This is a genomic window from Pedobacter lithocola (assembly GCF_042650845.1).
In the GTDB taxonomy this organism is placed as follows: Bacteria; Bacteroidota; Bacteroidia; order Sphingobacteriales; family Sphingobacteriaceae; genus Pedobacter; species Pedobacter lithocola.
The window spans coordinates 231,475-244,812 of sequence record NZ_JBHSBW010000013.1 but is presented as its reverse complement, the minus strand read 5'-3'; the positions used below and the strand labels follow the sequence as shown (position 1 = coordinate 244,812).

Annotated in this window: 11 protein-coding genes; 5 read left to right on the top strand and 6 right to left on the bottom strand. The window is 34.9% G+C overall.

Features of this window, described 5'->3' with window-relative positions:
• Window positions 1-40 precede the first annotated feature (40 nt).
• From hisA to hisG, 6 genes are all read right to left on the bottom strand, one after another.
• A complete protein-coding gene (gene hisA, locus ACFOWA_RS15000) occupies window positions 41-790 on the bottom strand; it encodes a 1-(5-phosphoribosyl)-5-[(5-phosphoribosylamino)methylideneamino]imidazole-4-carboxamide isomerase (protein WP_378986530.1) in 750 nt (249 codons plus the stop codon).
• A gap of 43 nt (window positions 791-833) precedes the next feature.
• Window positions 834-1,424, bottom strand: a complete 591-nt coding sequence (gene hisH, locus ACFOWA_RS14995) for an imidazole glycerol phosphate synthase subunit HisH (protein WP_378986528.1) — start codon at window positions 1,422-1,424, stop codon at window positions 834-836.
• 77 nt (window positions 1,425-1,501) lie between these two features.
• Complete coding sequence (hisB, locus tag ACFOWA_RS14990) at window positions 1,502-2,635, bottom strand: bifunctional histidinol-phosphatase/imidazoleglycerol-phosphate dehydratase HisB (protein WP_378986526.1); 1,134 nt, start codon at window positions 2,633-2,635, stop codon at window positions 1,502-1,504.
• A gap of 4 nt (window positions 2,636-2,639) precedes the next feature.
• Complete coding sequence (gene hisC, locus ACFOWA_RS14985; RefSeq protein ID WP_378986524.1) at window positions 2,640-3,680, bottom strand: histidinol-phosphate transaminase; 1,041 nt, start codon at window positions 3,678-3,680, stop codon at window positions 2,640-2,642.
• Window positions 3,681-3,771: 91 nt separating this feature from the next.
• A complete protein-coding gene (gene hisD, locus ACFOWA_RS14980) occupies window positions 3,772-5,058 on the bottom strand; it encodes a histidinol dehydrogenase (RefSeq protein WP_378986522.1) in 1,287 nt (428 codons plus the stop codon).
• Between the two features lie 59 nt (window positions 5,059-5,117).
• A complete protein-coding gene (hisG, locus tag ACFOWA_RS14975; protein WP_378986520.1) occupies window positions 5,118-5,969 on the bottom strand; it encodes an ATP phosphoribosyltransferase in 852 nt (283 codons plus the stop codon).
• Window positions 5,970-6,241: 272 nt separating this feature from the next.
• Between hisG and ACFOWA_RS14970 the strand changes: the two genes are divergently transcribed.
• The 5 genes from ACFOWA_RS14970 to ACFOWA_RS14950 all read left to right on the top strand — a co-directional run bounded on the left by ACFOWA_RS14970 (window position 6,242) and on the right by ACFOWA_RS14950 (window position 13,231).
• On the top strand, window positions 6,242-7,804 hold the full coding sequence (locus tag ACFOWA_RS14970) for a L,D-transpeptidase family protein (protein ID WP_378986518.1): 1,563 nt from the start codon (window positions 6,242-6,244) through the stop codon (window positions 7,802-7,804).
• A gap of 106 nt (window positions 7,805-7,910) precedes the next feature.
• Entirely contained in the window at window positions 7,911-9,455 is a 1,545-nt protein-coding gene (locus ACFOWA_RS14965; RefSeq protein ID WP_378986516.1) for a L,D-transpeptidase family protein, read from the top strand.
• Between the two features lie 18 nt (window positions 9,456-9,473).
• Window positions 9,474-9,878 (top strand): hypothetical protein, encoded by a 405-nt coding sequence (locus ACFOWA_RS14960; protein ID WP_378986514.1) that lies wholly within the window; start codon window positions 9,474-9,476, stop codon window positions 9,876-9,878.
• 60 nt (window positions 9,879-9,938) lie between these two features.
• Window positions 9,939-11,978, top strand: coding sequence for a vWA domain-containing protein (locus ACFOWA_RS14955; RefSeq protein WP_378986512.1), 2,040 nt, complete (start codon window positions 9,939-9,941; stop codon window positions 11,976-11,978).
• On the top strand, window positions 11,975-13,231 hold the full coding sequence (locus tag ACFOWA_RS14950; protein ID WP_378986510.1) for a dihydroorotase: 1,257 nt from the start codon (window positions 11,975-11,977) through the stop codon (window positions 13,229-13,231). Before ACFOWA_RS14955 ends, ACFOWA_RS14950 begins: the two co-directional genes overlap by 4 nt.
• Window positions 13,232-13,338 lie beyond the last annotated feature (107 nt).

Genomic DNA, 13,338 nt, shown 5'->3' with positions numbered 1-13,338 from the left:
ACCGGTTAACAATATTTCAATTATTATCCTAATTATTGGCTTAAATCGAACTTAACATTCTCAAATTCCATTCTTTTATCTCTTCGATGGTAATTCTATCTTCGTAAATTGCTTTCCCTACTACAACACTTCTAATCGGATATTTTGCTAATTCGTAAATATCTTCCATAGAACTTACGCCACCAGATGCAATTAGTTTTATCATTGGAGAGTGTTCAAGTAGTTTTTTGTACAATTCTACAGCAGCTCCACCTAATTTGCCATCTTTACTAATGTCGGTACATAAAAACCGGAAGAATCCTAATGAAAGGCATTTATCAACGTAATCCATTAGTTTAATTGGTGAACTTTCCATCCAACCTGAGTATTTAATTACCTCGTCTAGCACATCAATGGCAATTACAATACGATTTGCGTAGTCTTCTTTTTTGGCAAAAGCATTACTTAAAGATGCCAGAAAATCAGGGTTCGTGATTGCTTGTGTACCAACAATAACACGGTGAATACCAGCATCAAGCAAATTGGTAACTTGCTCTATCGTACGAATTCCACCACCATATTGAACCTTCATTTCGGTTTTTTTAATGATTTCAAACAAAGACTTTTGATTGCTAAAATCGCCTTTTGCACCATTCAAATCAATTATATGGATAAAATCTGTACCATTTGAGCGATATTTTTCAATCATCTCGGCAATAGAAACATCATATTCTGTTTTCTGATTGTAATCGCCCTCACGCAGGCGAACAACTTTTCCATCCAAAATATCAATAGCAGGAATTATGTACATTTCTTAAGTTATAAGTTAAAAGTTGTGGTTTAATTTTTAAAGCTCAACTTAGGTTTGAAAAATTTTTTAGTATCTGTTCGCCAGCTTTGCCCGACTTTTCGGGATGGAACTGAACGGCATAAAAGTTATCTTTTTGCACTGCCGCCGAGAACTTTAATCCGTAATCGGCTGATGCGATATCAAAAGTAGGGTTATATTCAATAAAGTACGAATGCACGAAGTAAAATTGTGTATTATCTTCAACACCCTCAAACAGCGAATTGTTTTTTAGACTAACTGAGTTCCAGCCCATGTGTGGGATTTTGATATTCAGTGACTTATCGAATTTTTTAGTTTTTAAAGGTACAATGCTTAAAAGGTCTGCGTCGCCCTCTTCAGAGTGTTCAGTAATCAATTGCATGCCCACACAGATTCCTAAAACCGGTTTTTGTAAGGCTTTTATTGCGTTAGTTAATCCGGTGTGCCTCAATTTTTCCATCGCTGTACCAGCATGTCCAACACCTGGAATGATAATGTGACTATATTTTTCTAAGTCAGATTCGGTGTTTATCATCCCGTAAACCAAGTTTAAGCGCTCTAAAGCTGCTGTTAACGAGAAAATGTTACCTGCTCCGTAATTTATTATTCCAATCATTTTTCTAAGATTAAAGATTAAAGAACAAAGAATAAAGACAATTAGTCATTGTTCTTTGCTCATTTATCCTTGTTCATTTACAAAAGCCCTTTTGTGCTTGGCAAAACCATTTTCTCCGCATCACGCTTAATCGCCATTTTAATTGCTTTTGCAAAAGCTTTAAAGATAGCCTCTATTTTATGATGCTCATTATCGCCTTCAGCTTTAATGTTTAAATTGCATTTTGCAGCATCGCTAAACGATTTGAAGAAGTGATAAAACATCTCTGTGGGCATATCTCCAACTTTTTCGCGTTTAAATTCTGCATCCCAAACAATCCAGTTTCTACCTCCAAAATCTATTGCAACTTGTGCTAAACAATCATCCATAGGTAAGCAAAATCCATAGCGTTCAATGCCAAGTTTGTTGCCTAAGCCTTTGGCAAATGCCTCGCCAAGAGCAATTCCGGTATCTTCTATGGTGTGGTGTTCATCAATATGTAAGTCACCTTTGGCAATTATTTCTAAATCAACACTTCCATGTCTGGCAATTTGGTCTAGCATGTGGTCGAAAAAGTTTAAACCAGTTTCAATTTTAGCTTTTCCTGTTCCATCTAAATCTAAATTAATGGTAATATCGGTTTCATTAGTTTTACGAACGTGATTTATTTTTCTACTTCCTGCCTTTAGTAAGTTGTAAATATCCTCCCATTTTCTGGTTTCTAAAGCGATAATATCAAGTAAGGTTTCATGTTTGTCTAGTGCTTCTGTTGAGCCTAATGCATCATTCTGGCGAAGGAAAATTGCTTTCGCACCCAAATTCTTTGCTAAAACAACATCATTTAACCTATCCCCGATAACGTATGAATTTTTTAAATCATAATCTCCAGTTAAATATTTAGTTAACAAGCCTGTACCTGGTTTACGGGTAGGAGCGTTGTCTTTGGCGAAGGTTCTGTCGATAACAATTTCGCTAAAGATTACGCCTTCGCCAGCAAAAGTACCTAACATAAAATTATGGATAGGCCAAAAATTTTCCTCAGGATTTGAAGGAGTTCCTAAACCATCCTGATTGGTCACCATTACCAATTCATAGTCCATTTCTGCCGCAATTTTGGAAAGATAATATAACGAGCGTGGATAAAATTTTAGCTTTGCAAAACTATCAACTTGTTCATCATCCGGTTCTATATTTAAAGTTCCGTCGCGGTCTATAAATAATACTTTCTTCATTTATTTAGAAATTTTTCAGAATGGTTAACAACTTATCATTTTCTTCTTTCGTTCCCACAGTTATTCTTAAACAACCTTCGCACAAGGTAACTTTTGAGCGGTCGCGAACAATTACGCCTTCTTCTACTAAAGTATTGTAAATATTTTTTGCATCGGTTACTGCAACTAAAATAAAATTCGCGTCTGAAGGATAAACGTTTGTGACAATATTTAAGTTGCCTAATTCTACAGCAAGTCGCTCTCTTTCCAATACAGATTCTTTAATCCACTCGTTAACTTGAGCAATGTTTTTTAGTGCTTCAAAAGCTAAATCTTGTGTGGCTTGATTGATGTTATAAGGTGGCTTAATTTTATTCAAAACATCAATAACTTTTGTTGATGAAAATGCCATTCCTAAACGCAAAGCAGCAAGACCCCAAGCCTTAGAAAAAGTTTGCAAAACAACCAGGTTTCCGTACTCGGTTAACTCCTGAATAAAGGTCTTTTGTTTCGCATAATTTATGTACGCTTCATCGATAACAACGATGCCTTTAAAGTTGGCTAAAATGGTTTCTATATCTGTTCGATTTATCGAATTTCCTGTTGGATTATTTGGTGAGCAAATGAAAATTATTTTAGTGTTTTTGTCAATCGATTCTGCAATTTTTTCTAGGTCTAATTGAAAGTTTGGAAGAAGATTTACTTTACGAATTTCTACATCATTTATGTTTGCAGAAACTTCATACATACCGTAAGTTGGAGGCAAAATAATTACATTATCTTTTCCAGGATTACAGAAAGCACGATACAATAAATCGATGGCTTCGTCGCTACCATTTCCTAAAAAAGTATTCTCAATTGGTACGCCTTTAATTTTGCTAATTGCATCTTTTAAATCCAGCTGTAAAGGGTCGGGATAACGGTTGTAATTTGCGGGTAGGGGAGAACCATAACTGTTCTCGTTGGCATCTAAAAAAATTGATGCCTGACCTTTAAACTCATCTCTGGCGGTAGAGTATGGTTTGAGGTTTCTTATATTTTCTCTAACTAATTCGTTTATATCCATTTTTCAAGGTGTTTAGATAAAAGAACAAGGAGCAAAGATGAAAGAATAAAGCTTTAACCATCTGCTATTTTTGCTCATTCATCTTTATTCTTTAATGCGTATTCTTCAATCTAATCGTTACTGCATTTTTATGTGCATCTAGTCCTTCTGCTGCAGCAAGTATTTCAACTGTAGAACCAATATTTTTTAATCCGCTATCTGATAAATGCTGAAATGTTATCTTCTTAATAAACGCATCAAGTGAAACACCCGAATATGCTTTAGCAAAGCCACTTGTAGGTAGTGTGTGGTTTGTTCCTGAAGCATAATCACCTACGCTTTCTGGCGTTAAACTCCCTAAGAAAACCGAACCAGCATTGATAATCAATTGGATAAGACTTTCAAACCTTTCAGTTGCCAAAATCAAATGTTCAGGAGCATACTCGTTGGAATATTCCATTGCAGCAGCTAAATCATCAACTAAAATAGCATAAGAATTTTCTATAGCCCTGCGAGCAATTTCCTTTCTTGATAGATTAGCCAATTGAACTTCAATTTCTTTTATAGTTTCAGCTATAATTTTATTTGAGGTAGCAACCAAAATTGCCTGACTATCAATTCCATGTTCTGCTTGTGCAAGTAAGTCTGCAGCTACGAATGACGGATTGGCAGTCTCATCAGCTATCACCAAAATCTCTGAAGGGCCAGCCGGCATATCAATAGCTACCTTATTTTGTACCATCGTTTTTGCAGTAGTAACGTAGCGGTTTCCTGGTCCAAATATTTTGTAAACTTGTGGTACAGTTTCGGTTCCAAATGCCATTGCAGCCACAGCTTGTGCGCCACCTACCAAATAAATTTTCTCTATACCTAAAAGAACAGCGCAATATGCCAAATAACAGTTAGTTCTACCATCACTTTGTGGGGGCGAACAAACCACTATTTCTTTACAACCCGCAATAAGAGCAGGTGTTGCCAACATTAAAAACGTACTTGGTAAAACTGCTGTTCCACCTGGTATGTACAATCCTACCTTCTCAATTGCTCTTGATTCTCTCCAGCATACCACACCAGGCATGGTTTCTACTTTATCTTCTGGCTTATATTGTGATTGATGAAACGTTTTTATGTTATGATAAGCCGTATCAATAGCATTTTTTGCTTCAGCAGGAATGGTAGAAGCGATTGCCTTTAATTCTTCCGCATTTAAAAAAAGTGTTTTTAAATCAACTTTATCAAAGGTTTTTGCGAAATTATAAAGTGCTTTATCTCCCTCTTTTTTTACAGAATTAATGATATCTGTAACGCGTTCTTCAACCAATTTATCGTCTTCAATTTGTCGAGAACAGAGTTCTTCTATTTTTTGTTTAGATAAATCTGTATAGTTATAGACTTTCAATGTTTTATAGTTTTAAATTAACTAATAGTTAATGTCATTTTAAGCGATTTTGAGCTATTTTATGTAATAATTTTCTCAATTGGCATCACCAAAATTCCTTCAGCACCTGCTGCTTTCAAGCTGTTAATTTTATCCCAAAAATCTTCTTCTGCAATAACAGAATGTACAGCAACCCAATTAGGTTCGAAGAGCGGAACTACCGTTGGACTTTTTACGCCAGGTAACAAATCAACAACTTTTTGTAGGTTATCTTTTGATACATTTAGCACTACATACTTATTTGATTTAGCACTTAAAACCGAACGGATTCTTTGCAATAATTCTGCAACTTCGGGGTTGTCAAGTATCGATTTATTTCCAATTAAAACTGCCTCCGATTGCATCACATCTGCGAAAGGTTTTAGGCCATTACTTTTTAAAGTTCCGCCTGTAGAAACGATGTCGAAAATTGCATCACTTAAGCCTAAACCGGGACCAATTTCTACCGAACCGGAGATGGTTCTGATGTCGGATTTTATACCTTTTTCAACCAAGAAATTTTCTAGTATTACAGGGTAAGAAGTGGCGATTGCTTTACCATTTAAATCTTCTAATTTTTGGATATCACTACCCGTTTGGACAGCAATTTTTAGCGTACATTTTCCAAAACCTAAACGTTGTAAATACTCTACTTCGGCTTGGGTTTCTGTGATTACATTTTCGCCAACAATTCCTAAATCGGCTATGCCATCTTGTACGTATTCTGGAATGTCATCATCCCTAAGAAAAAGAATTTCTAATGGAAAATTTTGAACGGTAGATATTAAAGAACTTTTATAGTTTTCGAAAGAAAGACCACAATTTTTTAATATTTCTACGGATTTTTCGTTTAACCTACCCGATTTCTGGATAGCAATTTTTAGTGTTTTCAAAGTATTGAATATAGAATGAACAAGAAATAATTTTTCGGAAAAAAAGTTTTGAAGTACAAAACAAACATATCATATCGCCTATCGGCGATGATGTAAATGTAAGTGATGGTTCAAAGTTAATTTCATATATTTATTTCTGCCAATATCAATGCTTTAGCTGACTAGCGTTGGCAAATATAGCGTTTGGAAACGTAAATCAAAAAATAATGGCACTTAATTTGCCAATAACTGCTAATTAAGAATTACATCTATTTTGCATTAACTGACACGTGTTGAAAAATCTTCGCTTTCTAATCATACCTTTTATCTTTTGTTTATCCGCTTGCGGGTGGTTTAAATCGCCGCCAGAAATAGGTAAAGTGCTGTCAGATCATTTTAAAAACAAGATTTATAAAGATTTTGATACCGTGGCTTATGATAGCGTTTTCGTTAAAACAATGGATAGTCTTACTACAGGTTTTACCAATCCTAAAACACTAAAGGCCTTTTACGAAACGAATAACCATGAGCCGGAATTGGTGACAAAATTCTACACTACTGGGGAATTGGATTCCCTTACCTCATATCTGGAGCGTAGCGAAGTACATGGCTTTAATCCAAAAATTTTTAAAACTGAAAAAATAAAATCTCTTTTAGCAGAGCTTTCTGCAAACAAGTTTAAACGTGTTGAAGAAAGTTATCCGATTATTGCGCAATTAGAGCTGCTTTCTGCCAATGCCTATTTAAATTACAACAATTATCTTAAATATGGGGTGATAAACCCTCGCAATATTTTCTCAAGGTATTACATTAAAGTGCGCAGGCCAGATAGCGCAGGAATGATTCGTTTATTAGGAACTGAAAACATTTTAGATACATTGAAAAATGTTCAACCCAGTTCTACACAATATAAAGCCCTGCAAACTGCATATTTAAATGCAGCTACCGAAAACGAGAAAAGAATTTTGTTGTTAAACATGGAACGTTTTCGCTGGAAAACTCCAGAAACGGGTGAGAACTATGTGCAGGTAAACATTCCTGATTTTAAACTCACCTGGTTTGATAATGCTGACACCGTAATTAGCATGAAAGTTTGTGTGGGTGGCAAGCGAGAAAGTGGCTACGAAGAAAAAATGAAGGCCTTTGCAAAATCTGGTAATTTAGATGATAAGCCTAAAAACCACGAAACGCCATTATTATACAGTAAAATTAACTCTATACAAGCCAATCCGGTATGGAACATTCCGGTTAGTATTGCGCAAAGCGAAATTTACTGGATGGCAAGAAAGGACCGTTATTATCTATCCAATAGTAATATTAATGTGTATTATAAAGGCAAATTAATCAACGAGCCGGATACCATTAACTGGAACAAATATTCTCGCGATAAATTACCATTTAAATTTAAGCAAGGCTCTGGCGGAGGAAATGCATTAGGAAAGTTCAAATTCATTTTCGATAATAGTTCGAGTATTTACCTTCATGATACCAACAATAAGAATGGTTTTAACTTAGCAAACCGAGCCATAAGTCATGGTTGTGTGCGTATAGAAAAACCTTTAGAATTTGCAGAAAAGTTAGTTGGTGATAGTTATACTTATGATAAGTTACGTGCCGAAGTTGATTTACCACCGATAGACAGCACACATGTAAAATGGTACAAGAAACGTATGGCTGCCAAGGCAGATACTACAAAATCTTTCCAATTAAAACCAGCTTGGTTTGGTCCGAAAAAACAAGTGCCATTAATTATAACCTACATTACAGCTTGGTCTCAAAACGATAAAATAGAATATCGCCCTGATGTTTATGGTATGGATGAGAAACTTTGGCTCGCCATGAAAAAATTTAGATAGAATTAAATCAATTGCTATTCTGCCATAATACGCCCTAATTACAGCAGTTAAAAGGTAGCAGAAAATACATCCCGAGTTAAATACATACATTTTAACCCGACAGGTATTGAAAACTTTTGCTGTATTCTTAATCCCGATTATTATAATTGGCGTACTATTAAATTATAAAAAAGAGCCAGAAATAGCCGACCTCTTGCAAAGCCGCTTAAACAATAAAATTTATCGGCAGTTTAATAAACTCACATTCGATTCTGTTTTTACTAGCCAATTAGAAGACTTATCAAAGGCCGATGTAAATATATCAAAGCTTAAAGCTTACTACAACATCAATGGAACTCAACCAACTTTAGTTATTAAATTCTTCGCAGATAACAGCCTTGATTCTTTAGTTAAATATTTGAATAAGAGCACAGAACATGGAATTAATCCTAAGATATTTCATGTAAAAGAAGTATCAGAATTGATAGATAAACTTAAAGTCAATCAGTTCAAAAGTGTTGATGAAACTTATCCCTTACTTGCTCGCTTGGAGATTTTATCTGCGCATGCGTTAACTCGATATACAAGCTACCTAAAATTCGGGTTGGTTAATCCTAAAGATATTTTTCTTCGATATTATATAAAAATTAAGCGTGAGGATAGTTTATTTGTACAAGGTATTTTAAATTCTGAAGTTATAATTGATACTTTAAGGTCCGTTCAAAATATATCTTCGCAGTATAAAGCACTCCAACAAGCCTATTTAAAAACCGAAAGTGATTCGACTAAAAAGATTTTAATGGTAAATATGGAAAGGTTAAGGTGGCAACTTCCATTAAACAGCGACAAATTTATTCAGGTAAACATTCCAGATTTTAGATTGGTTTATTTAGATGGCAACGACACGCTAACAACAATGAAAGTTTGCGTTGGCGGAAGAAGGGATTTAGATTTTGATAAGAAATTAAAAATTTATGAAAAGACGGGCGATATAGAAGATAAGCCTGAAAATCTTGAAACTCCTTTATTGGTCAGTAATATTCAAAAGTTATATACAAACCCGGTGTGGAATATTCCTGAAAGCATTGTACAAACTGAGATTTATACCATGGCTCGAAGAAACTCCAGTTATTTAAAGCGAAAAAACATAGCCGTTTACCATAAGACCAAACAAATTAAAAATCCTGCAAGTATTAGATGGTACAAATACGACCGAAAAAAAATTCCATTTCTATTTGTACAGCAGCCAGGTTCTGATAATTCTTTAGGGCGATTAAAATTCATTTTCCCTAATAGCAATAGCGTTTACCTGCATGATACTAATTTTAAGCAAGGTTTTAAACTAAAAAATAGAGCAATAAGTCATGGGTGTATACGATTAGAGCATCCGCTTAATTTAGCAAAACTTTTAGTTGGCGATACCTTAAAGTATGATGAGATAAGAAAGGAATTAAAGCTTAAGCCATTATATACAAAGGTTGATAAAAGCCTTCCTGCCAAGAATATAGATGATAAAAAAGAATTGTTGCCTGCTTTATTTAAACCAAAAGCCGAAACACCATTAATTATAACTTACATTACCGCATGGGCACAAAACGATAGAATTGAGTATCGCTCAGATGTTTATGGTATGGATGAGAAACTTTGGCTTGCTATGAAGAAATTTAGATAGAAGATGTAGATTTGTGCAATGCAGGAAACTCCAACCTTTAATCATCAGGCTGATATTGTAAATAGTGCTATTAGATTTATCACCTCATGGTTCAAACAATCCAAATCTATAACTGAAGAACTGAGCGATTTCTTTATTCTTCCTGGTGGAAAGGTAATTGCTAAAAATGTTATACTGGCAAGATTGAAAGGTATTTTTGGTAAATCTGATGAATATGTTGGCGGCAGATATGATATCATCGATACTAATTTTGAACTATTAGCTGATGGAAAGGGGATGGGTTTTGTGGAAGGTGTTGCCGGTTATAGGGATATTATTCAAAAACAATCAAAAATAATCAGCGGACCTTTTAGGTTATATTTCGCTTTGCAAAACGGTAGTTGGAAAATCGTAAACATAGAGTTTCCGGGTTTTGCTTATTAGAATGAGTTTATTACAATTGTAATTCGCCGCTTTACATAATTTTTCTATCTTTGGTTTTTAATGAATTTCCTGTATCCAGGCTTTCTTTTCGCACTATTATCGGTTGCCATCCCGATAATTATCCATTTATTCAATTTCCGAAAATTTAAAAAGGTTTACTTCTCTAATGTTCAGCTTTTAAAAGAGGTAGAGCAACAAAACTCTTCAAGGGAAAAATTAAAAAATCTACTTATTCTTTTCGCTCGAATTTTTGCTATAATTTTTTTGGTGCTTGCATTTGCACAACCATATATTCCCTTAAATAACCAAAAAACATCAGCCATAAACAATTCTGTAAGCATTTATATCGATAATTCTTACAGCATGGAGGCGGTTAACAAAGACGGAAATTTACTTGATGAGGCTAAACGCAGAGCAAAGGAATTGGTTAAAGGATTTGGAATTAATGATAGATTTCAATTGTTAACAAACGATTTTGAGGGAAAACATCAGCGATTATTAAACGAAGATGAATTTTTAAAAGCTTTAGATGATGTTAAAATTTCGGCCTCAAACAGGAATTTACAGCAAATTTTAAACCGACAAGCCAATGTACTATCAGGAACTTCAAATCAATACAGTTTTCTGATTAGCGATTTCCAGAAAAATATTGCACCCGTTAAGAAACTCGAAACCAAACCCGATATTCAATATTCATTTCTCAAACTAAATGCTACAACTTTGGCAAATGTGGCTGTAGATAGCGTTTGGGTGCTATCGCCAAACCATCAGCCGGGTGCGAGCGAAAAACTCGTTGTTCAGCTTAAAAATTATTCGGATGAGGAAGCTATTAATATTCCTTTAAAACTAAGCATCAATAATCAGCAAAAGGGTTTAAGTTCAATAACCATCCCTGCCGGGAAAACCAAAAGAGATACTTTAAATTTTTCTGGATTAAAAGCTGGTTGGCAAAAGGGTGTTATCAGCATTAAAGATTTTCCAGTCACTTTCGATGATTCGCTTTCATTCAGCTTTAAAGTTGATGCAAGTTTGCCCGTTTTAAGTATTAATGGAGCTACTTCTGATAATTATATCAAGGCGCTTTTTGCAGCTGATAAATACTATACACTTACCGAAAATACAGAAAGCAACATCAGCTACAGTAATTTTGCAAATTTTGGCCTAATTGTTTTAAATGGATTAAAAAATCCATCTTCCGGTTTAGCACAACAATTAAAAACGTATTTAAAAACTGGTGGTTCGGTAGTGTTATTTCCCGATTTAGATTCGGATATTCAGGTTTACAATTCTTTTTTAAGTGGATTATCGCTTCCACAAATACAAAACTTAAATACCGCTGCAACAAGAGTTGATAAAATAGATTTGCAGCATCCAATTTTTAAAACCGTTTTCGAAGAAATTCCGAGAAATCTCGATTTACCAACGGTGAATCGCTATTTTAATTTTGTAGAGAACAATAACGCTGATAAAGAAAGCATCATGTCTTTGCCTGGGGGTAAATTGTATTTCTCCAAATTCGGCGTTAGCAACGGACAAGTTTATTTATCATCAACGGGTTTAAACGCAGCTGATGGTAATCTAGCTCGACACCCGGTTTTTGTGCCTTTAATGTATCGCCTTACATTAAACAGCGGTGTAGAAAATGCACTTTATTACAACATTGGCAACGATAATACTTTGGCTAGCAAACGCATAAGTCTGGGTAAAAATCAAACACTAAAGCTTACCGCAAATAATTTTGAAACCATTCCGGAGGTAAGGCAAATTGATAGTAAAACGCTTATTTACACTGCCGACCAAATCAAAAAACCAGGTTTTTACAATTTGATGTTAGCCGATTCAAGTATTGCAGTCTATAGTTTTAATAACGATAGGGCAGAATCTGACATGCATTATCTAAGCAAAACAGAACTTGATAATCTAGCGGAAAAGGGAAATTTAAAGATTTACGATACCGATAAAGATGCTGTAAAATTAATTGCTGGAGCCAATAAAATCGGACAAACATTATGGAAACTTTGCCTAATTTTGTCGCTGATTTTTATTGCAGCAGAAATTCTACTCATCCGATTTTTTAACAATACTAAAAAAACAATATGAATCTCCTTGTTAAGAACGTAACCATTGCCGACCCGCAAAGTAAATTTAATCATCAACAATGCGATGTTAGGATAGTGGATGGAATTATAAAGAGCATAGGTAAATTAACTGACGAAAAAAATGAAATCATTTTTGATGCAGCAGGAGCTTTTTTAACACCAGGCTTTTTCGATTTAAATTGCGTTGCCGGCGACCCAGGTTACGAAACTAAGGAAGATATTTTTACATTAACCGAAACTGCAAAAGCTGGTGGTTTTACCGGATTGGCGCTTTTACCACAGGCAAATCCTGTGGTGCAATCTAAATCTCAGGTAGAGTATATCATCAATAAAGCTAAAAATAATTTGGTTGATGTTTATCCGGTTGGTGCCATTAGCCAGAATAGAGAGGCGAAAGAACTTGCCGAATTATTTGATATGCAGCAGGCTGGTGCGGTGGCTTTTTCTGACGGCGACCGGGCTTTGCAAGACGATGGTTTTATGAGTCGTGCTTTGCAATACGCAAAAGGATTTGATGCTTTGCTGATGGTTTATCCCGAAAATAAATCCATTGCCGGAAAATCACAAATCAATGAAAGCAAAAATTCTGTGCTTTTAGGGATGAAAGGTTTGCCTGCATTGGCCGAAGAAATGCATATTGCTCGAGATATATTTCTGGCGCAATACAACGAAACTAAAATTCACATTAGTAATATTTCTACAGCTGGTTCAGTTGCTTTAATTAGAAAAGCTAAAAGGGATGGCGTTCAAATCTCCTGCGATGTTACGGCGCACCATTTGGTTTTTACAGAAGATTTATTAGTAGATTTTGATAGCAATTATAAAGTTAAACCACCTTTACGCGGTAAAACGGATGTAAAAGCATTAATCGCTGGACTGAAGGATGGAACAATTGATGCCATAACGTCGCAACATCGTCCCGAAGAAGTTGAATTTAAAAATGTGGAGTTTGAAATTGCACATTACGGCATTATTGCGCTGCAAACAGTACTTCCATTATTGTTAAAAGCAGGTTTAGATGCCAACCTTATTGCAGAAAAGTTAAGCATCAACCCAAGGAAATTACTAAATTTAATTATTCCAGTAATTGAAGAAGGCGCAGAAGCTAACTTTACAGTATTTTCTGCTGATAAAAAATGGTTATACAATGCAAATAGCAACCACTCTAAATCGGCCAATAGCCCCTTGTTAGGTAAAGAACTTAATGGCAAAGTAATGCTGGTTTTTAATAATAATCAATACTTCAAGGATTAAAGAACAAGGATTAGGGAGCAAAGAACTTATCACTTAAAAAGCTAATTATCAAAAATTGGAGATAAATTTGGGTTTAATTTCTTTCATCTTTGCTCATTTATCTTTGA